Below are 24,673 nucleotides of genomic sequence, written 5' to 3'. Positions count from 1 at the left end.
CGGGGTTTCGCCGGCACCCTCTCCCGAATCCGGCGCGGTACCAGCCTCTGTCTGCGGGGCTGCCGGCGCGTCCCCTTCCGGGGCCTTCTTCGGCGCGAAGAGCCCCTCGGCCCGCTTCAGCGCGTCCTCGACCTGGCCTTCCGCCCGGACCTCGATGTGCCACCCCACCAGCTTCGAGGCCAGTTTTACGTTCTGCCCCTTCTTTCCGATCGCCAGCAGGAGCTGCTCCTCCGGAACGATCACTTCCATGCTCTTTTCCGACTCGTTGACAAGGACACGGATGATTTCCGCCGGCTGAAGCGCGTTGCAGACGAACTTCGCGGGGTCTTCGTCCCACGCGATGATGTCGATCCGCTCGCCGCGCAGCTCCTGGACCACGCTCTGCACGCGGGATCCCTTCATACCCACGCATGCCCCCACCGGGTCCACGTCGCGGTCCTTGGAACGGACGGCGATCTTCGTGCGGAATCCGGGCTCTCGCGCTACGCTCAGGATGGAAACGACCCCTTCGTACACCTCGGGGACCTCCTGTTCGAACAGCTTGAGGATCACCCGCGGGTCGGAGCGCGAAAGTAGTATCTCCGGTCCCCTTGGAGTTTTGGAAACGTCTTTTATGTACGCCCGGATCCGGTCGCCCTGGCGGTACCGCTCCCGCGGTATCTGCTCCGAAAGCGGCATGACAGCCTCGGTCTTGCCGAGGTCGATGACCAGGCAGTCCCTCTCGTAGCGCTGCACGATCCCGTTTATGATCTCGCTTTTGCGGCCGATGAACTCGTTATAGATGACCTCCCGCTCGGCGTCCTTCACCTTCTGCATGATGATCTGGCGGGCGGTCTGCGCAGCTATTCGGCCGAGGTCGCGCGTGCTCATCCGGAAGCCGATGTTGTCGTCGTAGGCGGCTTCCGGGTCGTATTCGCGGGCGTCTGTGAGGGAAATTTCCGCTTCCGGGTCCTTTACGCTCTCCACGACGGTCCGGAACTCGAGGATCTCGAATTCCCCTGTCTCCGGGTCGTAGGTGGCTTCCAGCTTCTTGTTCAAGCCGTACTTCTTCCGGGCGGCGATCTCGAGCGCTTCCTTTATCGCGTCGACGATGACGGTCTTGTCTATCCCCTTTTCCTTGCCCAGCTGCGTAATGATCTGCCCGATATCCAGGATCATCTCTTTTTCTTTCCCTTCCCGAAAAGTTCCTCCTGGGAAATGTCCAGGTTCGCCTTGCGCACGGCGGTGTAAGGAAACAGGAAGGTCTTTCCTTCCCGCTCGAGTTCGAATCCGTCCTCGTTCGCCCTCACGAGCGTCCCCGTGTAGTTCCTGCTGCCTTCGATCGGCTCCGTCAGCGCCACGCGCAGGCGCTTTCCTTCCGCCGCGGCGAAATGTGCCGGCTTGACCAGCTTCCTGTCGAGACCCGGCGATGAAACCTCGAGGACGTATGGACCCGGCATCGGGTCGTTCACGTCGAGCACCGCGCTCATCTTGCGGCTGAACGATTCGCAGTCGCCCATCCGGATCCCTCCCTCGCGGTCGAGAAAGACGCGGATCACCGTCCGCGGGCCTTCCCTCATGACGTTGAGGTCGAAGACTTCCACCAATTCTTCCCCGGCCACCTCGGCGACCAGGGCCTCTATCTTTTCGATGTCCGTTTTCACGAAGGACTCACATCGGCCTCTCCCGGCCCTCCATGGCCTCCGAGGCACGCAGCCCTCCATGGCTGCAGGCCGCTCCCGGCCCTCCATGGCCTCCGCGGCACGCAGCCCTCCATGGCTGCGAAAAAAAAAGTGGGCTAAGCCCACTTTCAATAATACATCACACCATTCTGGCCAAGCTGCGGGCGCCCATACATTCCGCCCTGCAAACCGTCAGCTTCAGCCCGAAACCTGATTATACAAGGATTAGGAAAGCGCCGACAAGTCATTTCTTAAGATCCGCTCCCCTACCTGGCCAGCGTCCCCCGGTACTCACCGATACCGGCCAGCCGCTCCTCGCGCAGGAACGTCTCGATCCCTTCCAGGATCTCCATGCACGCTTTCGGGTTCCGGAAGTTCGCCGTCCCGACCTGGACCGCCGAAGCACCCACCAGGAGGAATTCCAACGCATCCGCGGCGGTTTGTATCCCCCCGATCCCTATAACGGGGATCTTCACTCTCTTGCACGTCTCCCACACCATCCGCAGCGCCACGGGCTTTATCGCCGGCCCCGACAGCCCGCCTGTCACGTTCGCCAGTTTGGTCTTGCGGGTCCTGTGGTCCACCGCCATCCCGATGATCGTATTTATGAGAGAGACGGCGTCCGCCCCGGAAGCCTCGGCCGCTGCCGCGATGGAGGCGATATCCGCCACGTTGGGGCTGAGCTTCACCCAGAGCGGCTTCCCCGTGGCCTCCCGAACCCGCCCGGTGAGGCGCGATATGCCCTCCGGTGTGGAACCGAACGCCATCCCTCCCTCCTTCACGTTGGGACAGGAAGCGTTGACTTCGATTGCGGCAAGCGAGGATACCTCCGAAAGACGCCGGGAAACTTCTTCGTATTCCTCGGGCGTCTTCCCGTAGATGTTCGCGACGAACGTGGCCCCGGCGTCTTCGAGCCGCGGAACGACGTCCTTCACGAACCTCTCGACGCCTATGTTCTGGAGCCCGATGGCGTTCAGCATGCCGGAGGACGTTTCGACGATGCGGCCGGGCGGGTTCCCGGCGGTCGGCGCGAGGGACAAGCCCTTCACCACGATAGCCCCGAGCCGCGAGATGTCGTAAAAAGGGGAGTATTCGAGGCCGTATCCGAAGGTGCCCGACGCGCTCATCACGGGATTTTTCACCCTGAGCGACCCAATGGATACGGACAGGTCCGGTTTCACCATACGACCTCCCGGTAGTCGAACACCGGCCCATCCTTGCAGACCCGGCGGTAGGCGACGCCTTCCCCCTCGCGCAGCGCGACGACGCAGCCCCAGCAGACGCCGAACCCGCATGCCATGTGGTTTTCCAGCGCCGCCTGCATTTCCGTGCCGCGTTCGGCCGCCGCGCGCGCAAGCTCCTTGAGCATGTCGCGCGGGCCGCACGCAAGGATCGTCAGCCGTGAAGCCGCGTCGCCGGAGAGGGACGCCATCCGCTCACGGACGGCGTCGGTGACTCTTCCATGAAACCCGGCGGTGCCGTCTTCCGTGCACAGGTGGATATGTCCGGGCGAAGACCCGGCGGGCGTGAGCTCCCTCGGCGGGAGCTGCCGGCGCGTGCGGCCGCCCAGGAACATCTCGAATTCCGCCTTGTTGCGCGCGAGCGCGACCGCAGCCGGGAAGACCGAAGAAAAGCCGACGCCTCCGCCTACGAGCCAGTAAGTGCGGCCACCCTTCTTCAGGTCGAACCCCCTGCCCAACGGGATCGTGAGCGAGAGGCTTTCCCCTGGATGCATGCCTGAAAGCAGCGCGGTCCCCCTGCCGACGACCTTGTAAACAAAGTCGACGGAGAATTTCCCTTTCGGCGCGATGCCGGACCGGAAGATCGCAAGCGGCCTCGGAAGAAGCGGATCGTTCCCGGGCCAGCCGGAAACCATGGCGAACTGGCCGGGGGTGAATTCCACCGGTCCCGGGATGGAAACTTCCAGGCGGTAGAAGAGCTCCCCGTGGGCCTCGTTCCGCAAGATGCTGCCTGCAACGAACTGCATCCCGCCATAAGTGCTATGCATCCGATTCCCCCAACGCTCTCGATAACAGAATGGCGTCCTCCCCCGTGTCCGTGTAGTACCCTCTCCTGATCCCCCGGAAGGAGAATCCGTCCCGCGCGTACAAACGGAGGGCGGCGCGGTTTCCCGCCCTGACCTCCAGGTGTATCAGCACGGCGCCCGCCTTTGCGCCCCTGCGGATGTTTTCCCGCAGGAGAGATCTTCCCACCCCCCGCCCGCGCGCATCGGGACGGACCGCGATGTTCAACAGGTGGGATTCTTCCGCGACGGTCCAGCAGACCGAATAACCGAGAACTTCCCCGCACTCCGCGGAAACGGCGACGAGCGCATCCGAAAACGAGCGGCCGATCTCCTCGATAAACAACTGCCGGGACCAGGGCGTGGGGAAAGAAACCTCCTCGATGGCCATCACGGCGTCGAGGTCCGACTGCCCCATCTCCCGGATACTGACCAATACGCGATAAACCTCTTTCGGCCCGCGTGCTACCAGCGGATCAGCGTCGACGCCCAGGTGAACCCCGACCCGAAGGCCGCAAGGCAGACCAGGTCCCCTTTCCGGATCTTTCCCTGTCCGACGCACTCGTCGAGGGCGATCGGTATCGATGCCGCAGTGGTGTTTCCGTACTTCTCGATGTTGGAAAACACCTTTTCCACCGGGACTCCGAGCGCACCCGCAACCGCCTGGGTGATCCGCAGATTTGCCTGGTGTGGGATCACGATGGACAAGTCCCCGATTGACCTGCCGTTCGCCGCGAGCGCTTCCCGGATCACTTCCGGAAATCTTCTCACCGCGTGCGTGAAAACGTACCGCCCGTTCATCTTCGGATAATGCCGGCCGGCGTCCAGCATCTCGTGGGAGATGCGGGGGTTCTCTACGGACGCAGGGGCTTCAAGCATCAGTTCCCTGGCGTATTTGCCTTCGGAATGCAAATGGGATGAAAGGATCCCATCCCCGTGTTCGGCCGGCCCGACGACCGCCGCACCGGCGCCGTCGCCGAAGATGACCGTCACGTCCCTGCCTGCGGTGCTGAAGTCCAGCCCCGTGCTGTGGACCTCGGAGCCTATGACCAGGACATGGTCGTGAAACCCGCCCTTGACGTAGGCCTCCGCCACAGAAAGTCCATAGAGGAACCCGGTGCATTGCGTGCGCACGTCCAGTGCGCCGACCGTGGGAATTCCCAGTTGCTCCTGGACGAACACCCCCGACCCGGGGAAGAAATAGTCGGGCGTCAAGGTCGCGAATACGATGAATTCGATATCGGCAGGCGAGAGTCCCGCCGCGTCGATGGCCGCCCTGGCGGCGGCGGTACCCAGCGCCGCCGATCCGGTCCCCTCGTCGACATACCGCCGTTCGCGGATCCCGGTTCGCTGGACGATCCACTCGTCCGTGGTGTCCATGAGCTTCGTCAGGTCCGCGTTCGTTACCACGCGGGGAGGCAGCGCCCGCCCGGTGCCGAGAATCCTCGCTCCTCTCATGTCCCCCCCTTTATTCAGATGACGAGGACTGCGGCGGCGATGACAGTGGTATATTCGTCCTTCACGATCGCCGACTGCGTGATGTTGAAGGACTTGTATATTTTACCGCTGATCTTCCAGACCTCCTTCTTCTCGTCCCAGCTTTTCTCCTCGTCGAACTCGATGCCCAGCGTGGAGGCGAGCATGGCCGCCGCGAGGTCTTCCGAGTAGTCGCCGGCCACCTTCTCGGTCTGACCGTAGGCATGGTGCTCGCTAAGGTAGCCGTACACGGAGCGGTCCGAGGGAAGCGCACAGCCGACCGAGGCGGCGATAAGCCTTCTGGGTTCGTCGCTCTGGCACCGGCTCATGACTACGAATACGATCTCGCCCGGGGAGAGGAGCTTCAGCCCTTCCTCTTTCCGGACGATCTTGCACTTCGGCGGGAATATGCTGGACACCTGCACGAGATTGAACTTCTCGATGCCGGCGTCCCGCAGGGCGAGCTCGAACGATGTCAGCTGTTCCCTGTGCCGGCCGACGCCCTTGGTGAAAAAGACCTTGGAGGGTACGAACATCTACGGTTCTCCTTTTCGGGGTCGGTTCTTTCAGCGCTCTTCGCGCTTCGCGCACAGCCAGCCCATCATGCGGTAGCACAGCTTGGCCGCCAGGAAATCCGGCGCCACCATGCCGGGTATCGGCGCCAGCTCCATGATGTCGAATCCCACGATGTTGCAGTCGGACAGGACGACGTCCCTGAGGATGTCGATAGCCTCGTACCAGTTCAGTCCGCCGGGCTCCGGCGTCCCCACGGCCGGCATGATGCCGGTGTCGAAAACGTCCAGGTCGACCGTGACGTACACGTTCCCGGAGAGATCGCCGACGATCCCCTTCGTTACGTCGCCCAGGTTGGACTTCACCTCGGAAGCGAAGAAGGTCTTCACGTTTTCCGATTTCTTCAGGAACCGGTCTTCCTCCTCGGACATGCTGCGGATCCCCACCTGGACGAGCTTCGCGCCGGCGTCGAGTATGCGCCTCCCGACGCATGCGTGGTTCCACTGGGTCCCCAGGTAGCGGTCCCGCAGGTCCGCGTGGGCGTCGAACTGGAGGACCGTCAGCTCCCCGTATTTCTTCCGCAGCGCCGCCACCGCCGCTCCCGTCCCCGTGTGTTCCCCGCCGAGAAGAACGGGAAACTTCCCTGCCTTGACGACCGACCTGACCTTTCGCTCCACGTCCTTGAGCATGGGGAGCGGCCCGGTGGTCACGAGCGGAACTTCCGGGACAGTGAATATCCCGGCCCTGTACGGCTCGATCTTGTTCTCCTCGTCGAAGAGCTCCATGTGGCAGGCGGCGTCCAGGATCGCCCTGGGACCGTTCCGGGCGCCCGAGACGTATGTGGTCGTGGTGTCGATCGGAAACGGTATGACGGCGAAAGCCGAATTCTTCCAGGAGGAGTACTTGTCGGGGATCCCCCCGAAACTTACAGAGTATGGCTTCACGACTGAACCTCCTTCCGCTGCTGCGCTTCCTGCTCGTGCCGCGCAGATTTTACCCTGACGGCGATGCCGTAGACAATAAAATAGGCGGCGACGGACGCCGCAAGGCCGACGATGGCGGTTCCAAGCATCAGCGGCGCGATGCAGGGTCCGGCCACCTTGAGGACGGCGTCCAGCGTCCAGCGGTCGAAGGCCAGCGGGACTTTCCTCCCGAGCAACCATTCCCCAAGCCGGAAGCTGCCGTAGAAAACGAAAGGCATCGTGTACGGGTTGTTCACCCACACGCCCGCGGCCGCGGCGATCTTGCTGAGCCGGAAGAGGAAGGCCACCATCAGCGCCAGGACGGTGTGGAGGGATACCAGCGGGGTGAAGCTGAAGAACACCCCGACCGCGAAACCTGCCGCCAGCGCCTTCGCATCCGTCTCGCCGGCAAGGGCTTCGTGCAGCTTCTCCCGGATTTTCCTCCAGGCAGGCAACTAAGCTATCTCCGGCCCGTCCTATTTCGGGGAATCTTCCCCGGCGTCGCGCCGATGGGGGCGGACATCGCGGAGGAGGAGGCGGACCGACCTGTTTCCCCGGAAGTAGACTCTCTGCGGCGAGAACAGTATGTCAAGGCAGTCTCCCTGCTCGACGGAAAGCCCGGCCATGCGAAACGCCACAACCTCGAATCTTCGGCCGTCTCCCGACACCTCGAACTTGAGATGCTGCCCTCCCGCGCCGAACAGGTTCCGGCGCAGGACGCGGACCCCCCGTGAGAGAAGCACCGGCTCTTCGTTTCCAACCCCGAACGGACGGATCCGGTCGAGCTCTTCCATGAATGAAGTGGAGATGTCCCGCAGCCGCACCTCCGCATCAACCGTGATGCGCGGCGAGTAACGCGCATCACGGTGGGCGATCCGGCTCAAGCCCTCGCGGAACAAGGGCAGGTTCGCGACGGGAAGGGCCAGCCCCGCCGCCTGGCTGTGCCCGCCGAAACGGGTAAGCAGGTGCGAAAGCTCCGCAAGCGCCTCCACCAGGTGGAACCCTTCGATGCTCCGGCAGGATCCCCTGGCATCCTCTCCCTCGACACGCAACAGCACGGTTGGAAGGAAGTGCCGCTCCGCAAGCTTGGAAGCAACGATTCCGAGCACGCCGAGATGCCACTCGGGATCCGCAAGGACGATGGCGCCCGGCGTCGAAGCCCCCTGCCCCGAGCGGAGCGCTTCTTCAGCAGACCGCAATATCCGCTCCTCTTCGCGCTGCCGCCGGGAATTGTCGGCGTTCAGCTCCGCGGCAAGGCGGTGCGCCAGGTCCGGCTCGGAAGTGGCGAGAAGGTCCGAGCTTCGCCGCGATTCCCCCACCCTTCCCGCCGCGTTCAGGCGCGGCCCGATCCTGAACCCCAGGTCGGACTCGTTCACCGTCCACGGCTCGATGCCGGCCACCTTGAGAAGGGCGGACACGCCAAGCCGCGGCCGCGTTCGTATCTCCTCGAGACCGGCCTTCACGAGGATGCGGTTGTCCCCTCGCATCGGCACCATGTCGGCTACCGTTCCCACCGCGACAAGATCCAGGTAAGGCCGTGTGCGCGAATCCCCCTCGCCGCCGGACGGGACGCAGCAGGAAAGAATCCGCTGGATGCCGCGGACCAGCGTGAACACCACCCCCACCCCGGCGAGCTCTTTTTCGGGAAAGCGGCAGTCGCGGCGTTTCGGGTTGAGAACGGCGAATGCTGCGGGGAGTTCGGAGCCGGGCAGATGATGGTCGGTGACGATCACGTCTATCCCCATGTCCTCGGCTGCCCGGATCGCCTCGACATCGGAGATGCCGCAATCCACAGTCACTACGATCCGCGTCCCTCCCGCCGCCGCCGCAGCGAGTTGTTCCGGACGCAGTCCGTACCCTTCCTGGACCCTGTGGTTCTGGTGGATCCGGACGGGAAGGGAAGGAAAGGCCTCCTTCAGGAAAAGGTACAGGCAGGTGGCGCCGGTGGCGCCGTCGGCGTCGTAATCGGCGTAGATAAGGACAGGCTCGTTTCGTGTCCCGGCGTCGACAAGGCGCGAAGCCGCTTTCTTCAGGTCTTCCATCAAGAATGGGTCGGAAAGGTCTTGAATCGTGCCGGAAAGAAAGCGTTCTGCTTCTCCGTCGGACGAGATTCCCCGGTTGGCCATGATGGCGGCCAGAGTCGGAGACAACCCCGTCCGGCCGGAGAGTTCCCTTACGAGCGATGGGGCAGGGGCCCTGAGCGCCCACTCACGGGGGCGTTGTTCCTCCACCCCTTACCTTTTGACCTCGACCATCTTCTCGCCGCGCCAGATCGCCACGATGGGGCTGGCGACGAAGATGGAGGAATAGGTCCCCACGACCACGCCGATCGTCAGGGCAAGCGCGAATTCGCGAAGGACGATGCCGCCGAGGAAAAGAAGGGCGACGCAGGTGAGGAACACCGTCAGGGAGGTGACCACGGTGCGGCTCAGCACTTCGTTCACGCTCAGGTTGATGGTTTCCGAAAAGGTAGGTTTCTTTCGCAGGCGTATGTTCTCGCGGATCCGGTCGAAGACGACGACGGTGTCGGTAAGCGAATACCCGCCGATCGTCAGCAACGCGGTGATGAAAAGAAGGTCCATCTCCTTCCCGAGCAGGAAAAAGATCCCCGTAAGCGCCGCCACGTCGTGGAACGTGGCGACGGCCGCCGCCACGCCGAACTTGAATTCGAACCGCCACGCGAGGTAAACGATAATGGCGATGGCGGACACGGCCAGCGCGAGTATCGCGTCCGAGCGAAGTTTCTTTCCGATGGCCGGCCCGATCTCGGCGATGCTTTCCACGGTGACCGGGTTGTCCGGGAGCTTCTCCTTCAGGAGGGCGATGACCTGCTCGGAGACCATCTTCTCCTCCTTGCCTTTCGCTCCCACCTTTATGATCAGTATGTTCTCTCCCGGCACTCCCTGGAGGTTCGCTTCGCCGTGCCCCATCCCCGTCAGCAGGGCCCGCACCTTGTCCATCTCGATCGGCTTCTGGAACCTCATCTGGATGGAAGTTCCGCCCGCAAGGTCGATCCCCAGGTTCGCATGCCCCCTGTAGATCTGCACGGTTCCTATCAGCCCCAGCAGCACCAGCGCGCCCGAAAATATGAAGGCGTATTTCTTGATCCCCATGAAATCGATGTTGGTGTTCTTGATCAGTTCCCTCATGGCCGATTGCGTTCCTTTTCCTTCCTGTCAGATGCTCAGCGCCTGCATCGGCCGCTTCGCGTTCAGGTAGTCGAAAACCACCTTGGTGCAGACGAGCGCCGTGAAGAGGTTGATCGCCACGCCCATGGAGAGCGTCACGGCGAAACCCTTGATCGGGCCGGTCCCGAACTGGAACAGGATCATCGCGGTGATCAGCGTGGTCACGTGGGAATCGACCACCGTCCAGAACGCCTTGTCGTACCCCGCGTCGATCGAGGCGCGCACCGGCTTCTTCGTCCGTAATTCCTCGCGGATGCGCTCGAAGATCAGCACGTTGGAATCCACGGCCATCCCGATCGCCAGGATGACGCCGGCGATCCCCGGAAGGGTGAGGGTCGCCTCGAGCAGCGCCATCCCCGCCAGCAGGAAAAGGATGTTGAAGACAAGCGCGAAATCGGCCACCAGCCCCGCGAACCGGTAGTAGAAGACCATGAACAGGACGACGAGGAGCGCTCCGATGACGCCCGCACGGATCCCCTTCTGGATGGAGTCCTGGCCCAGCGACGGTCCGACGGTGACGTTCTGGATCACCTTGACCGGGGCCCTCAGGCTGCCGGAGCGCAGGACGGTTGCAAGGTCGGAAGCCTCCTCGGCGGTGAAGTTCCCCGTGATCTGCGCCTCTCCGCCCGAGATCCGTTCATTGATGACCGGGGCGGACTTGATGGTCCCGTCCAGGATGATCGCCAGGCGGCGTTTCACGTTCTCCGCGGTGATCCGGTCGAAGTCCTTCGTTCCCTGGGCGTCGAACGACACGGATACGGCCGCGCCCCCCTGCCGGGATTCGAACTGCACCTTCGCCGCCTTGATCTTGTCTCCCGTGAGAAGCGCGCGCTTCTTGACGACCATGGGAGACTTGGAAATCTTGCCGGTCTGGCGGTCGGTGGTAATTTGATATAGAAGCTGATCGTCTTCGGGAAGGTTCCCTTTCATCGCCTCGTCGACGCTGGCGCCGTCATCCACCAGTTTGAACTCCAGCAGGGCCACCTGGCTTACGAGGGCGATCGCCCGCTGCTGCTCCTTGAAGCCGGGAAGCTGGATGACGATGCGGTCCTCGCCCTCGGGAATCACCTGGGCCTCGCGAACTCCCTCCGGATCGATACGGTTCCGGATGGTATCGACACCCTGCGTAACGGCGTTCGCGCGAATGCTCTGCACCTCGGCCGGCTTCATACGCCCGGTGACGGAAGCGCCGTCGGGCCGCACTTCGCCGAGCGAGAAATCGAGCGACCCCATCTCTTCCTTCAACAAGGCGATCGCTCTCCCTGCGAAATCCCCGGGAGGTAGCTTGAGCGCGAAGCCGTCCGCCCCATCCTTCTGCGACCCCAGCACGGGGATCCCTTTTTCCCTGCAGATCGCGCGCGCCTCGTCCGCGTACCGCAGCGTGGCGTTCTCGATCGCCTTGTCGATCTCCACCGCAAGGCGGAGGAAGACCCCTCCCTGGAGGTCGAGCCCCAGGTGGATCTTCGGAGTTTTCTTGCGCCAGGTCTCGGGAAGGTTGTCAGTCAGACTCGGCAGCACAACCGCGATCGATAACGCCGTAAGCACGGCGATAAGTGTCGTTCTCCACCGGATGCTCTTCCACATGTCCGAACCGTCGCTCCTTTCCGCTCACGCGGATATCGCCGTTCCGATCTCCTGCTATCGCCTTAACTCGTCTTGGCCTCCGGGGCCGCCGCTTCCTGGCTCTTCCCCGTCACCGCGGCGCGGGTCACCTTTACTCTAACCTTGTCTGCGATTTCGAGGGTGACCGTTGTGTCCGTGAGCCCCTTGACCTCGCCGTGCAGTCCGCCGCTCGTCACCACACGGTCCCCCGCCTTGAGATTCTGGAGGAACTCACGCTGTTTCTTCGCCTGCTTCTGCTGGGGACGGAACACGAGAAGATAGAATATTCCGAAGAACAGCAAGGGGAGGACGAGGACTTCCATGCCCCCTCCGGCGCCCCCGGCCCCCTTGGAACCCATCGCGTATGCAATTCCCGAAAACAATGCCATCGTTACCTCCGAGGGTGTCTATTCAACCCCTGAACCGAGTGATTCTTTCATAAATTCCCCGAAATTTCCAACCCTAATTGCCTCTCGTATCTTGTCCATCCACATGGAGTAGAAGTGCAGGTTGTGGACCGTGAGAAGCATGGAAGAGAGCATTTCCTTCTGCAGATAAAGGTGCCGCAGATAGGCGCGGGAAAAGGTGCGGCAGGTCGGGCAGCGGCAATTTTCATCCGCCGGGAGGGGGTCTTCGGCGTAACGCGCCTGCTTTATGGAGACAGGCCCTGCCGATGTGAACAGCATCCCGTTCCGGGCGTTGCGGGTCGGCAGCACGCAGTCGAACATGTCGATCCCGCGGGAGACCGCGAACAGGATATCGCCGGGCGTCCCGACGCCCATGAGGTACCGCGGCTTTTCCGCCGGCAGGAGCGGCGCGGTGAAATCCACCATCTCCCGCTGGAGCTCCTTCCCTTCGCCGACGCTCACCCCGCCGATGGCGTACCCGGGAAATTCCAGGGCGCACACTTCCTGCGCGCTCCGTTTCCGAAGGTCGCCGAACATCCCCCCCTGCACGATGCCGAACACCCCCCCATCTTCCCGGCGGCTCGCGGCAAGGCTGCGCTCCGCCCATACGGTTGTGCGGCGAACGGCGTCCTCCACCTCACGGCGGCCGCAGGGATATTCCACGCACTCGTCAAGGACCATTCGGATATCCGAGCCGAGCGCTTCCTGCACCTCGACGGCCTTCTCCGGCGACAGCGCATGCAGGGATCCGTCGATATGGGACCGGAAGGTAACCGCCTCGTCCTCGACCTTGCGGAGCGAGCTCAGCGAAAACACCTGGTAGCCTCCGCTGTCCGTAAGCAGCGTCCTGTCCCAACCCATGAAGCGGTGGACTCCGCCGAGTTTCCGGATCCGTTCGTGCCCCGGGCGGAGGTACAGGTGATACGTGTTGGAAAGGATGCACGCGTAACCCATCTCCCTGAGCTGGTCCGGCCACACTCCCTTTACAGTCGCAGCCGTGCCCACCGGCATGAATGCCGGGGTCTGAAAACTCCCGTGTTCGGTCGCCACTGTTCCGGCCCGTGCTGCTGTCCCGTGATCGCGCGCTACGATGTCGAAAGCTATCGGCATGCGTGCCTCGGTAAACCAGGGACGGTCTTATTGTTCCCTGCTTGGGACGGCGAAGCCGCCGCAGGAGGGGGGCGCAGTGAGGTAAAGCGCAGACGGGTGAATTGGGAACGACCACCCGGCGAGCCACGAACGGAGTCCCCCTCCGAGGCGGCGCAGCCGATTTCGCAGTTATCGCTCATGACCGTCCCTAACAGAGGAACATCGCGTCGCCGTAGCTGAAAAACCGGTACCGATCCGCCACCGCCCTCCGGTAGGCCTCCCGGATCAGGTCCACGCCTCCGAACGCCATGACGAGCGCCAGCAGGCTGGAACGCGGAAGATGGAAGTTCGTAAGCATTGCGTCAACTGCGCGAAACCGGTACCCGGGCGCTATGAACAAACGGGTCGTCCCCTCCGCCGGCGCCAACTGCCCGTCCGGGCCGGCGCATGTCTCGAGGACACGCACGGATGTAGTTCCCACCGCGACGATCCTGGCGCCCCTCTCCCGCGCCGCGGAAACCGCCTCGGCCGTTTCCTTCGGCAGCCGGTAGCCTTCAGGATGGATCTCGTGTTCCTCCACTTCTTCCGTGCGGATCGCCTGGAACGTCCCGTATCCTATCGACAGCGTGACGGCGGCGGTGGAAACCCCGGCGCTTTCGCATCGGGACAACATCTCCCCGTCGAAATGCAACCCCGCCGTGGGCGCCGCTACGGAGCCCCGGTGCGCCGCGTACACGGTCTGATAACGTTCCGCATCCTGAACGGAACGAGGATCCCCCGCCTTCCTCCGGATATATGGAGGCAGCGGGATCTCTCCCGCGCGGTCCACGGCTTCCGTAACCGGCCCATCGGCGTAAAGCTTCACTTCCCACCGGCCCGCACCCGATTTTCGCAGCAGCGTCGCCGAAAGCTCCTCGCTAACGCGGAATTCCATCCCTTCGCGAAGGCGTTTGGACGGCCGCGCCAGCGCATCCCATGTCTCCTCTTTCGCGTTTCGCGCCGCGAGACGGGAAAGAAGGAATATCTCTACCGCCGCCCCCGTCTCCTTGCGCGCCCGAAGCCTTCCCCGTATCACTTTCGTATCGTTCAGGACCAGCAGATCTCCGTTCCGGAGGCAACCCGGGAAATCCGGAAACCGAAGATGCGCGATCTCTCCCGTACGGCGATTCACCGCCATCAGGCGAGCGTCGCGGCGGCGCGGGGGCGGGACCTGGGCGATCAACTCCGAAGGCAGGGAGTAATCGAGGACTTCCGTTTTCAGGGAACTCCTCCGGCAAGATGAGTACCGGGGTAATAGCGCGCAAGGATTTCCCGGTATGTCTTCCCCCGCTTCGCCATGCCGTCAGCGCCCCACTGGCACATCCCCACGCCGTGCCCGTAACCTTCGCCCGATACCACCCAGCCGCTTCCGACCGGCACGATCTCCATTTTGAGGCTTTTCACCCGCGAATATCCCGCCGTCCTGCGGAACACGGCCGCCGAAATTTCCCGGGAGACTCCGCCGGACGAGATACGGATCCGGCTCGCCCTTCCGGTGGAGGACCGATCGGAGATCCCGAGCTTCAGTTCGCTCCAGGCGCGCACGCCGAGGGCCTGTGCGATCCTTTTCCCCTCCTTCTCCGTCATCCGGTAGTCCCATTTCCGCGCGGGGCTGTCCAGGCAATCGTCGCAGGCGACGGAGCGGAGATAGGCAATGTCCGACCCCCAGGCATCCTTCGCATGTTCGGTCCTTCCGCCGCAGGTGGAATGGAACACCGCGCGTGCAAGCGCCCCTCCGTAGGAGAGGACTTCTCCGCGGGTCGACGCCGCCGCATCCCGGAAGGGCTGTGCGACTTCGTCCATGCCGTCGAAGACCTGGTCCTCCACTCCGGCCACCACGTCATGTGTGGGTTCCCTCGGCTTCTCCATCGCCAGCAGCGCGTATGTGCGGACCGAAACCGCCAGGGCCGAAAGCGCTTCGGAATGGAAGGACCGGGGGGCTTCCCTGCCGCACACCGCAGCCACGTAATCCTCCAGCGGCACGACCGCGACGGCGTACAGGTTCCCCTTGCGGGCCGTCACCCGTATCCTCGACACGAGCTGCTTCCCTCCCACCCGGAGGCCGGAAGGAGACGCGACGTCGATCGGCGAGTCGAGCAGCTTTTCCGTCCCCCACCGGATTTTCTCGCCTATGGCCGAAAGCGATACCTTCCCCGCGGCTGCTGCAACGGGAGCGCCGGCGGCGTTCCAGGCGCGCAAGGATTCCCCACCAAGCGCAATGTCCATCCGCGCTTCTCCCAGGAGGACCCGGACCGGCCGTCCGGCAGCTATCGCCGGGACCCGCAGTTGCGGAAGAACGGGTCGGGACACGGCGGGCGGCGGAGCCGTCGGAACATGCTCCCTCCCGGCGGCGGGAGGCGGGGGCGGCGGCGCTTCTCTCCGCGACGGTGCGGCCGCGCATCCGCCGAGCAGGGCCGCGACGGCGGCGAAAACAAGGAGGAGCGCGATTGCGCAAACCGCGCTCCCCGAAGAACGTGCGGTTTCCCCCATTTCGATTCGCGCTATCTCAAGCTCCTCCCTCCGGTTTGCTCCCCCCGGACGGCGGCGCGACGGATCCCTTCATCGCCTTCGCAACCTCCATGAAGGGGGTAAACAGGTCTATCGGTATGGGAAAGATCGTCGTCGAATTGTTCTCCGCCGCGATCTCCCGCAGCGTCTGCAGGTAGCGCAACTGCAGCGCCTGCGGCTGCATGCTGATGATCTGCGCCGCGTCCGCCAGTTTCTGGGCGGCCTGGTACTCCCCTTCCGCGCCGATGATTTTCGCGCGGCGCTCCCGCTCCGCCTCCGCCTGCTTCGCCATCGCCCGCTGCATCTCCTGCGGCAGGTCGATGTGCTTGATCTCCACCTTGGCGACCTTGATGCCCCATGGCTCCGTGTCCTTGTCGAGGATCTCCTGGATGTGCGTATTGATTTTCTCCCGCTCGGAAAGGAGGTCGTCCAGCTCCGCCTGCCCGCACACGGACCTCAAGGTCGTCTGGGCGAGCTGCGAGGTGGCGTAGAGGTAGTTCTCGACGCTGACGATCGCGCGGTTCGGGTCCAGAACCCGGAAATAGAGAACGGCGCTCACCTTGATCGAGACGTTGTCCCTTGTGATGACGTCCTGCGCCGGGACGTCCATCGCCACGACGCGCAGGTCCACGCGGACCATCTTGTCGATGACGGGAATCAGGAGTATGAGCCCCGGGCCCTTCGCTCCGATGACACGGCCCAGGCGGAAGATCACGCCTCGCTCGTACTCGTTGAGGATCTTGATGGCGCTGTACAGGAACAGGATCGCGATTACGAGAAGCGCAATATAGGGAACCATGCCGGACTCTCCTTCCCTGCGAAAAAAGTGGAATACAAGCAATCCGAAACCCTTGACCAGGGAAGTCAGGACGCCTTCTCCTTCGGTTCGACGAGGAGGGTCATTCCTTCCCGTCCTACGACCGTCACCCTGTCCCCCTTCTTCAGGGGAACACCGCACCGGGCGTTCCACCACTCCCCTGAGACGAACACCTTCCCCTCCCCGGCGAAGTCCGCGCGCGCCTCGCCCGTTTCCCCGATCAGCCCTTCCGCCCCGGTGACGGGCTTGCGGAGCTGGCTCCGCACCGCCAGGGTGACTACCGTAGTGAAGAAGGCTATCGAAGCGCCGATCATGACCGCGAGAACGCCCCAGGAAATGCGAAGCCAGGGATCCGCGGAGGCGCGGAACAGCATCAGGCTCCCCAGGAGCAATGCGACGATCCCCCCGATGGTCAGCGCGCCGTATGAATGGACCTTGATCTCCAGTATGAAGAGGAGCATCGCCAGGGCGATGAGCAGGAACCCGGCGTAATCGGCCGAAAGGGTCTGCAGGGAGTAGAAGCCGAGGATCAGTGATATCCCTCCAACGACTCCGGGAAAGACCGCGCCGGGATTGGAGAGCTCGAAGAAGATCCCGTAGATCCCGATCATCATCAGGATATATGCGATGTTGGGATCGGCCAGCGAGGAAAGGATCCGGTGCCGTAGCCCCATGGGGAAACGCGCAACGGCGATCCCTTTCGTGCGCAGGACGATTTTCCCGTCTCCCTTGAGTATCTCCTTGCCGTCGATCCGGGCCAGCAGGTCGGATAAGGAAGGGGAGACGAGGTCGATGACGTTCTTTTCGAGGGCGTCCCTCTCCGTAAGGGACGTGCTCTCCCGGACGGCGCTTTCGGCCCAGGCGGCGTTGCGGCCCTTCTTCTCGGCCAGGGAGCGGGCGTAGGCCGCTGCGTCGTTTTCGACCTTCTTCGCCATCGTGTTGTCCATCCCGCCGCCGCCCACGCTCACGGGATGGGCCGCGCCGATGTTCGTCCCGGGGGCCATGGCGGCGACGTCCGCCGCAAGGGTGATGAGGACGCCGGCGGAGGCGGCGCGCGCGCCGGAAGGAGATACGTAGACGGCCACCGGGATTTTCGTCTTGATGATCTCCTGGACCATCTGCCGCATCGCGCTGTCGAGCCCGCCCGGAGTGTCGAGCTCGACGACGAGGATCGCGGCGTTCGTCTCCTCGGCCTTCTCGATGGCGGCGGAAAGGAAATCGGCGGTGACCGGATTGATGGATGCGGCGATCGTCGCAACTACCGCCTCGCGCGGCGCACCGGTCCCGGCGTCGATTCGCGCGGACGCGAGGACGGCAAGGAAGATGAGCGCGGCGAAGAACAGCAGCCTGTCTTTTCGAATCCTCACGAGGACCTCTTCCGGTACACGGCGAACTTAAGGTATTCGGTTTCCGGCACGCCGAGCAGGATCGGGTGGTCGGCGGGCTGTCCGCCCGAAGCCGCGAGTTCCAGGTCCGCACCCGCATCCGCGGCGGCCGCCCTTAGCGCCTCCTTCCATTTCGCCATATCGACAAGCTGGGTGCAAGAAGCCGTCGCGAGGAGCCCGCCGGGCGCAAGAAGCGAGATCCCCAGCCGGTTGATGTCCTTGTATCCCCTGACCGCCCCTTCCCTCTCCTCTCGCGACCTTGCGAACGACGGAGGATCGAGCACGACCATGTCGAACCGCATCGAAGAGGATGCCAGCTCACGCAGCTCCGCGAACAGGTCGGCCGCTTTTCCCTCCCACCTCTCCGACAATCCGTTCCTCCTGGCGTTCTCCCATGCGGCGGACACCGCGGTAACCGAGGCGTCGACCGCGAGGACGCTCTTCGCGCCGCCCGCGAGCGCATAGATCCCGAAGCCGCCCGTGGAGCAGAATCCGTCCAGTACCCGCCTCCCCGCCGCCATCCCCCGCACGATCCGCCGGTTCTCCCGCTGGTCGAGGAAGAAGCCTGTTTTCGGCCCGCCCTCGGCATCCACGAGGAACCGCAGCCCGTCCATCGTGGTTTCCTCGCGGGGATCGCCTCCCCCGTAAATCGGTCCTTTTCGCGCAGGAAGCCCCTCGCGCTTCCTGCCGCCTCCTTCGGACCGTTCGTAGACGAGCCGGCAGGGAAACGACTCCACGAGCGTTTCGACGATTTCCGCGCGGGCGGACTCCATACCCGCCGTGAGGATCTGTACGCTGAGAAGCGAGCCGTAGCGGTCGACTATCAGCCCCGGCAGGAAATCCCCTTCCGAGTAGACCAGCCGGAGCGCCGTTTCCCCTCCCATGCCCGCCTCGACCCGCCTGCGCCACGCTTCGGAAAAGCGCCCGCGGAAGAATGCCTTGTCCGGAGCCGCCTCTCCCCGCGAAACCAGCCGAAGCGCGATGCGGCTGGCAAGGTTCAGCGTTCCCGTCCCCAACGGTTCCCCCGCCCTTGATAAGACCCGCACCCACGCGCCGGCAGGCAGCCCCGCGGGAAGATCGCGAAGGTCGTCGCCGAAGATCCAGAGATGGCCCCCGCGGAGGCGCTCCTCTCCCTTCCTGCTCAGCCGGACTTCGGAAAGACCCGTGCTCATTTCACTTCAGGACGAGGCGTTCCGCGAGAAGGTCGAAATCGGCGAAAACCTCCGACTCACGCGTCTGGTTGCGCAGTATGTAAGCCGGGTGGTACGTGGGGAGCACGGGAATACCCTCGAACTGCCTCCATTTCCCCCTAACCCTCGTGATCTTCTCGTTCGTGTCGAGCAGGTACTGCATCGCGACGGAGCCGAGCGCGCAAAGGACATCAGGGCGGATCGCGCGGATCTGGCGCTTCAGGAAAGGGATGCAGGCGGCGGCTTCCGCCGGCAGCGGGGCGCGGTTGTCGGGCGGACGGCACTTGACGATGTTCGCGATATACACGTCCTTGCGCGCGAGCCCCAGGCGGGCGATCCACTGGTTGAGCCTCCTGCCGGCGGCTCCGACGAAAGGCTCCCCCTGCCTGTCTTCTTCCTGGCCCGGCCCTTCGCCCACGAACATGAGCCGCGCGTGCGGATCGCCCACGCCGAAGACCAGGTTGCGGCGCCCGTCGCACAACGGACACCTGCCGCACTCCAGCAGTTCCCTCCTGATGTCATCCAGCGCCTCCCCCGTCGGGGAGGTTTTCGACACGTGGGCGCCGGCCGATTCCGAAGGCAGCACATCCGGGTGCGTTGCCGGTGCAGCCAACCTCACAGGTTTCGGGATGAAGTCGACGCCGATCTCCTTCAGGTACGCGGCAACCATTTTCGCTGAAATTTTCCCGCTCATTTGCGGAACATCTTCCCGTTGAGAGCCAGCCAGACTCCCGCCGCGATGCCGTCCTTCGTGGCCAGCGGCAGCTCGCGGATCTCTCCGTCGGGGAAGAATATGCGCACCTCGTTGTCGTCCGATTCGAACCCGATGTCGGCCCGGGAAACGTCGTTGGCGACGATGGCGTCCAGGTTCTTTCGCCGCATCTTTTCCCGCGCGTTGCGGGCGAGATCGTCCGTCTCCGCCGCGAACCCGACCAGTATCTTCTTTCCCTTGTTCTTTCCGAGCGTCTCCAGGATGTCCACCGTGGGGGAAAGCTCGACCTTGTAGTCGAAATCCTCCTTTTTTATTTTCGCGCCGGCGGCCTTTTTCGCCTTGAAATCGGCGACAGCCGCGCACATCACCACGACGTCGGCGTTTTCGGAAACGCGGGAGACGGCCTTGAACATCTCCTCCGCCGTGCGAACCCGTACCGTCGAAATAAAGGGAGGATCGGGCAGGGCCGTCGGCCCCGAGACCAGCGTGACCTGCGCGCCCATGCGGCAGGCGGCTCGCGCCATGGCGAAACCCATCTTCCCCGAAGAGCGGTTCGAGACGAAGCGGACCGGGTCGAGGGATTCCGCCGTCGGCCCGGCGCTGACGACCACCCTCTTTCCCCCCAGGGGCTTTTCCGTAAGGACGATGCGCGCCATCTCCAGGATCTTTCCCACATCGGCAAGCCGTCCGGGTCCCACCGTGCCGCAGGCGAGCTCTCCTTCGTCCGGCTCCACGAAGTGGAATCCCCTGTCCTTGAGCGTCCCTATGTTCTCCCGCACCGCCGCGGAGGCGTACATCTGCGTGTTCATGGCCGGGGCGAACAGCACCGGAGCCGTGGCCGCCATGACCACCGTCGACAGCATGTCGTCCGCGATTCCGCCGCGTACCTTTCCGATGATGTTCGCCGTGGCCGGAGCGATCATCAGCAGGTGAGCCCTCTGCGCAAGCGAAATATGCCCGATCTCCGACTCCGAGATCAGGTTGAACATGTCCATGACGACCGGATTCTTCGACAACGTCTGGAGCGTCAGCGGGGTTATGAACTGCGCCCCCGACTGCGTGAGGATTACATGCACGTTCGCCGAGTCCTTGCGGAGCTCCCGGACGATCTCGCAGGCCTTGTAGGCGGCGATCCCGCCGGTAACTCCAAGGACGATCTCCTTGCCGGAGAAAATGCCCATCGCTACCAGCCCCCCGTGAAAAATGGATTGGACCGCTTCTCCTCGCCCACGGTCGTCGCCGGCCCGTGGCCCGGGAACAGCACCGTGTCGTCGGGGAGAACGAAGATCTTCTCTCTCACCGCTGCGATCAACGTGTCGTAGTCTCCCCCGGGCAGGTCGGTCCTGCCGATAGACCCCGCGAAAATAAGGTCTCCGACGAATGCCATGTTTTTCATTATGTAGGATACGCAACCGGGTGTGTGCCCAGGCGTGTGCGCCACCCTTAGCTCCCCATCGGCGAAAGGGACCCTGCCGCCGTCGGCCACGAGCACGTCGGGCGGAGGCGGGTCCGTCACCCACAGTCCGAACATGAGCCCCTGCCGCCTCGCGGACTTCATCCTCGCAACGTCCGCCTCGTGAAGATATACCCCCGCTCCGGTTTTTTCCTTCAGGATCGCCACCGCGCCCACGTGGTCGAAATGGCCGTGCGTCAGCAGGATCTTGTCCACCGCAAGCCCGAGCTCCCCGATCCGCGAGAGGATCGAAGGCCCGTCGTCGCCCGGGTCGATCACCGCCGCCTTCCGCGACGGCACGTGTTCGAGAAGGTAGCAGTTGACGGCGAGCGGCCCGACCTCCAATACGTGCACCCGGAACGGATCGCTTCCTTTCACAGTTTCGCGCTCCAGGTGTTGAACAGTTCGGTGTAATGTGCGGCGAGCTCCTCGGCGGTCTTCCGCGCTTCCGCTTCGACGCACAGGTGGAAGTAGGCCTCGTCCTGGCTCGGGTAGATGAGCACCCAGTCTTCCCCGTGGAAAATCTTCACACCGTCGACGAACTGGCTCGGCTTCCCCTTGGCATGGGTCGCCAGGAAACGCATCAGTGCGCCCTTGTTCTCCCAGGCGCAGGGGATCTTCTTCTGGACGAACGCCGTGGGGGGGATCTCGCGGAGGACGTCGGACAGAGCGCGGTCCTCGCCGGCAAGCAGTTCCATGAGCTTTACGATCCCGAACATCCCGTCGAAAGCGGGCTGGAACCTCGGGAACACGCATCCCCCGCTGCCGTCTCCCACGAACACCACTCCTTCACGCGCGGCCGTTTCCATCTGGGAGCGCGGGAGGGTCCTGGTGCGAACCACGTCCATACCAAACTTCCCCGCGATCTTTTCGACGTTCCGGGATGCGGTCACGGGAACCCCCACAAGCCCCTTTCGGCTCTGGCGGCAGACAAGCAGGGTGAAGACCTGGATCGCCACCCAGTCCGGCAGGACGGCGCCTTTCTCGTCGATCAGGAAGATCTTCTCCCCTCCCGTGTCGAGCATAACCCCGAAGTCGGCGGAGAGCGAACGTGCGATGGCCGACAGGTGATGGAGGCCCTTTTCGAACTCCTCCTGCGTCCTGGTGATCTTGTTCGGGTCCAGCATGGCGTTCAGGGCCACCGTCTCCACGCCCAACTGCCCCAGGATGCGCGGGAAGATCAGCGCGGATCCGCCGTAGGAATAGTCGATGACGACGTTGAAACCACGGCTCCGGATCGCCTTCGCTTCGACGGACTTCACGAATCCGTCGACGTAGGTATCGAACCCGCCCACGGGGAAAGAGATCTGGCCGGTCTCCTCGATTTCCGCGCGCACGAAGTCTTCCCGGAAGAAAAGGGATTCGATGTTCTTCTCGATCCCCATCGAAAGGTCCAGCCCCGTGTCGTCGAAGAATTTGAGGTCGATGAACTTCGGGTTGAACGGGCTCTTCCGGGTGTGCACGCCCCCTCGCTCGTCCCGGTGGCTGCGCGCGAGGAACCGCACCACGGGAAGCGGCGTCACGCCGTAGTCGTGGACGTCGACGCCTACGGAAAGCATCCCCGTCATTATTGCCCGGTTGATCATCCGCGAAGCCTTGTGGCTGTCCCGGCTGGTGGAGAGGACCACCTTCCTGCCGAATGTTGCGGCGTAGGCGGCGCCCAGCTTGGCCGCGAACTCCGGCGAGATCTCCAGGTTGGCCAATCCGTAGATGCCGTATGCGCCGAACAGGGATCGGGCCCACTTCTCTCCCCAGATCAGCGAAGAAGACAGGACCGCGCCGTCCTCCACCACCTTGTGCGGCCAAACCTTCACGTTCGCCTTCACGACAGCCCCGGTCCCGATCCGGCAGTGGTCGCTCACGACCGCCCGCTCGGCGAGGAACGCGCCGCCGCGTATCTCGCAATCGGCGCCGACGATGTTCTCGAGCAGGCGCACTCCCTTGTGGATAACCGTCCGCGGCCAAACGACCGACGACTGGATGACGGCGCCGTCCTCCACGATGCACCCGTCCCCCAGCATCGAGTTTTCCGCCACGACTCCGCCCCCGACCGTGCACCCTTCCCCGAGCAGGACGTTTTTCAGCTCGGCGGTGTAATCGACGTGGGTGTTAGCACCGATCCAGACGTTTCCCGCCCCCACTTTCTTGCCGTCCAGTTCGATCGCCGCCTTCCCCGCCAGGATGTCCAGGTGCACGTTCAGGTACTCGGAAAGGTTCCCCACGTCCTTCCAGTACCCTTCGGCTATGTACCCGAACAGGCGGTCTCCGCGCGAAAGCATCGCGGGAAACAGGTTCTTGCTGAAATCGAAGTTCTTCTTCGCGGGAATGAGCGAAAGCACCTCGGGCTCGAGGATGTAGATGCCCGTGTTGATCGTGTCCGAGAACACTTCCCCCCAGGAGGGCTTTTCGAGGAACCGGACGATCCTGCCGTCCGTCTCGGTGAGGACGATCCCGTACTGGAGGGGGTTGGGCACCCGCGTGAGGACCATCGTCGCGGCGGCGCGGTTCTCCCGGTGGAAATCGAAAGCCTTCGAAAGGTCGAAATCGGTGATGATGTCGGCGCTGATCACAAGGAACGTGCCGTCCATCCGCTCCTCGGTCAGTTTCACCGCTCCCGCGGTCCCGTAGTCGGCCTCCGCCCCGATGTAATTGATCCTCATCCCCCAATTCGAGCCGTCCCCGAAATGATCCATAATCTTTTCCGGGTAGAAGTAGAGCAGAACCTCGAGGTCGTGGATCCCTTCTTTCCCGAGGAGCCGCACCACGTGCTCCATCATCGGGCGGTTCGCCACGTAAGCCATGGGTTTGGGCAGCTTTTCCGTGAGCGGGCGCAGCCTCGTTCCGAACCCACCGGCCATCACGACAGCTTTCATGGTCTGGCCTCCTTCCGACGGAATCCGGCTCACAACATGCGGAGAAGCTTCGACATTCCGAAGTACCCGAACGAGACGGCGAAGAAGAAGAGAAAACCGGCGCAGACGCCCACGATACCGCGGTAGATACGGTCGGTGAACCTGCCTCGCCCCACGGAGACCGCGGATCCGACGAACATGAACCAGGCGGCGTCGGAGAGGATGTGACCGGTGAAGAAGAACACGACGCCGGAGATCCCATGCACGCTGGAAACGGCGAGATAGCCGAGGCCGATCGTCACCCACCACAGGGACCAATAGGGATTGCTGATGGAGGCCAGGATTCCGTCGGCGACCGGACGCCACCACGCCTGAGCCCCGCCGTAAGCCGGTTCCGTCTCCGTGCCGCCGGAGATATCGAACCGCAGGGTGCGGACTTCCCGCGCCATCCCGTAAGCCATCCGGAACAGCGCCGCGCATCCTGCCAGGGCTATTACGATGGTTGCGATATCCCCTTTCAGCCACTCCGCGATCCCCAACAGCAGAAGCGCAACGAGCGCCAGTTCCAGGATGCCGTGCCCAAGCACCAGCAACGGCGCGGCAACGAAGCCGCGGCGGGTGGTGTCACGTACCGTGCATACGAGCAGCGGCCCGGGCATCATAGCGCCGGAGAGGCCGATGATGAACGAGGAGACGAAGATAGCGGCGGGATCGGCGAAATTCATATAAAATTTTATAGCACAAATCCGGCGTTCGTCCGTTCACTATCGCAGCATTTGCTGCCCGATTCGAGGTG

23 protein-coding genes and 1 pseudogene are annotated in these 24,673 nt (G+C 63.6%); all 24 read right to left on the bottom strand.

The features are described 5' to 3' along the window. Positions 1-126: 126 nt before the first annotated feature. Positions 127-1,152: pseudogene (nusA, locus tag HY896_00220) on the bottom strand (transcription termination/antitermination protein NusA). A gap of 2 nt (positions 1,153-1,154) precedes the next feature. Further along, a complete protein-coding gene (locus HY896_00215) occupies positions 1,155-1,643 on the bottom strand; it encodes a ribosome maturation factor RimP (GenBank protein ID MBI5574771.1) in 489 nt (162 codons plus the stop codon). Between the two features lie 284 nt (positions 1,644-1,927). Beyond that, complete coding sequence (locus HY896_00210; GenBank protein ID MBI5574770.1) at positions 1,928-2,845, bottom strand: dihydroorotate dehydrogenase; 918 nt, start codon at positions 2,843-2,845, stop codon at positions 1,928-1,930. Further along, a complete protein-coding gene (locus tag HY896_00205; GenBank protein ID MBI5574769.1) occupies positions 2,839-3,669 on the bottom strand; it encodes a dihydroorotate dehydrogenase electron transfer subunit in 831 nt (276 codons plus the stop codon). Before HY896_00205 ends, HY896_00210 begins: the two co-directional genes overlap by 7 nt. Further along, positions 3,662-4,120 (bottom strand): ribosomal protein S18-alanine N-acetyltransferase, encoded by a 459-nt coding sequence (gene rimI, locus HY896_00200; GenBank protein MBI5574768.1) that lies wholly within the window; start codon positions 4,118-4,120, stop codon positions 3,662-3,664. The genes HY896_00205 and rimI overlap by 8 nt, the downstream gene beginning before the upstream one ends. A 29-nt stretch (positions 4,121-4,149) precedes the next feature. Beyond that, a complete protein-coding gene (locus HY896_00195) occupies positions 4,150-5,142 on the bottom strand; it encodes a ketoacyl-ACP synthase III (GenBank protein ID MBI5574767.1) in 993 nt (330 codons plus the stop codon). 14 nt (positions 5,143-5,156) lie between these two features. Beyond that, positions 5,157-5,696: an arginine decarboxylase, pyruvoyl-dependent gene (locus HY896_00190; protein MBI5574766.1), complete on the bottom strand. Its 540-nt coding sequence runs from the start codon at positions 5,694-5,696 to the stop codon at positions 5,157-5,159. 30 nt (positions 5,697-5,726) lie between these two features. Beyond that, a complete protein-coding gene (speB, locus tag HY896_00185) occupies positions 5,727-6,617 on the bottom strand; it encodes an agmatinase (GenBank protein ID MBI5574765.1) in 891 nt (296 codons plus the stop codon). Next, entirely contained in the window at positions 6,614-7,090 is a 477-nt protein-coding gene (locus HY896_00180; GenBank protein MBI5574764.1) for a DUF2062 domain-containing protein, read from the bottom strand. Before HY896_00180 ends, speB begins: the two co-directional genes overlap by 4 nt. 21 nt (positions 7,091-7,111) lie before the next feature. Beyond that, positions 7,112-8,866 carry a single-stranded-DNA-specific exonuclease RecJ gene (gene recJ, locus HY896_00175; GenBank protein ID MBI5574763.1) on the bottom strand — a complete coding sequence of 585 codons (1,755 nt, stop codon included), beginning with the start codon at positions 8,864-8,866 and terminating at the stop codon, positions 7,112-7,114. Between the two features lie 3 nt (positions 8,867-8,869). Continuing rightward, positions 8,870-9,784: a protein translocase subunit SecF gene (gene secF / locus HY896_00170; GenBank protein MBI5574762.1), complete on the bottom strand. Its 915-nt coding sequence runs from the start codon at positions 9,782-9,784 to the stop codon at positions 8,870-8,872. Positions 9,785-9,811: 27 nt separating this feature from the next. After that, on the bottom strand, positions 9,812-11,407 hold the full coding sequence (gene secD / locus HY896_00165) for a protein translocase subunit SecD (GenBank protein MBI5574761.1): 1,596 nt from the start codon (positions 11,405-11,407) through the stop codon (positions 9,812-9,814). A 62-nt stretch (positions 11,408-11,469) separates the two neighbouring features. Further along, positions 11,470-11,814, bottom strand: a complete 345-nt coding sequence (yajC, locus tag HY896_00160) for a preprotein translocase subunit YajC (GenBank protein ID MBI5574760.1) — start codon at positions 11,812-11,814, stop codon at positions 11,470-11,472. Between the two features lie 18 nt (positions 11,815-11,832). Further along, entirely contained in the window at positions 11,833-12,942 is a 1,110-nt protein-coding gene (tgt, locus tag HY896_00155) for a tRNA guanosine(34) transglycosylase Tgt (GenBank protein MBI5574759.1), read from the bottom strand. Between the two features lie 187 nt (positions 12,943-13,129). Next, positions 13,130-14,182, bottom strand: a complete 1,053-nt coding sequence (queA, locus tag HY896_00150; GenBank protein ID MBI5574758.1) for a tRNA preQ1(34) S-adenosylmethionine ribosyltransferase-isomerase QueA — start codon at positions 14,180-14,182, stop codon at positions 13,130-13,132. Then, positions 14,179-15,450 carry a SpoIID/LytB domain-containing protein gene (locus tag HY896_00145; protein MBI5574757.1) on the bottom strand — a complete coding sequence of 424 codons (1,272 nt, stop codon included), beginning with the start codon at positions 15,448-15,450 and terminating at the stop codon, positions 14,179-14,181. The genes queA and HY896_00145 overlap by 4 nt, the downstream gene beginning before the upstream one ends. Before the next feature lie 16 nt (positions 15,451-15,466). Next, the gene (locus HY896_00140) at positions 15,467-16,267 is read right to left on the bottom strand and encodes a slipin family protein (protein MBI5574756.1); all 801 of its coding nucleotides are present in this window, start codon (positions 16,265-16,267) and stop codon (positions 15,467-15,469) included. Positions 16,268-16,332: 65 nt separating this feature from the next. Then, complete coding sequence (locus HY896_00135) at positions 16,333-17,652, bottom strand: nodulation protein NfeD (GenBank protein ID MBI5574755.1); 1,320 nt, start codon at positions 17,650-17,652, stop codon at positions 16,333-16,335. Next, entirely contained in the window at positions 17,649-18,842 is a 1,194-nt protein-coding gene (locus tag HY896_00130) for a class I SAM-dependent rRNA methyltransferase (GenBank protein ID MBI5574754.1), read from the bottom strand. The genes HY896_00135 and HY896_00130 overlap by 4 nt, the downstream gene beginning before the upstream one ends. Position 18,843: 1 nt before the next feature. Next, the gene (locus tag HY896_00125; GenBank protein ID MBI5574753.1) at positions 18,844-19,554 is read right to left on the bottom strand and encodes a uracil-DNA glycosylase; all 711 of its coding nucleotides are present in this window, start codon (positions 19,552-19,554) and stop codon (positions 18,844-18,846) included. Beyond that, positions 19,551-20,747 (bottom strand): bifunctional phosphopantothenoylcysteine decarboxylase/phosphopantothenate--cysteine ligase CoaBC, encoded by a 1,197-nt coding sequence (gene coaBC / locus HY896_00120; protein ID MBI5574752.1) that lies wholly within the window; start codon positions 20,745-20,747, stop codon positions 19,551-19,553. Before coaBC ends, HY896_00125 begins: the two co-directional genes overlap by 4 nt. Positions 20,748-20,755: 8 nt before the next feature. Next, positions 20,756-21,403 (bottom strand): MBL fold metallo-hydrolase, encoded by a 648-nt coding sequence (locus HY896_00115; GenBank protein MBI5574751.1) that lies wholly within the window; start codon positions 21,401-21,403, stop codon positions 20,756-20,758. Continuing rightward, complete coding sequence (locus tag HY896_00110) at positions 21,400-23,898, bottom strand: nucleotidyltransferase (protein MBI5574750.1); 2,499 nt, start codon at positions 23,896-23,898, stop codon at positions 21,400-21,402. Before HY896_00110 ends, HY896_00115 begins: the two co-directional genes overlap by 4 nt. 29 nt (positions 23,899-23,927) lie before the next feature. After that, on the bottom strand, positions 23,928-24,602 hold the full coding sequence (locus HY896_00105; GenBank protein ID MBI5574749.1) for a LysE family transporter: 675 nt from the start codon (positions 24,600-24,602) through the stop codon (positions 23,928-23,930). Between the last annotated feature and the right edge of the window lie 71 nt (positions 24,603-24,673).

Source organism: Deltaproteobacteria bacterium, assembly GCA_016218975.1.
Classification (GTDB): domain Bacteria; phylum Desulfobacterota; class Deferrimicrobia; order Deferrimicrobiales; family Deferrimicrobiaceae; genus JAENIX01.
The sequence above is the reverse complement of the archived record's forward strand: the minus strand, read 5'-3'. Positions and strand labels throughout refer to the sequence as shown.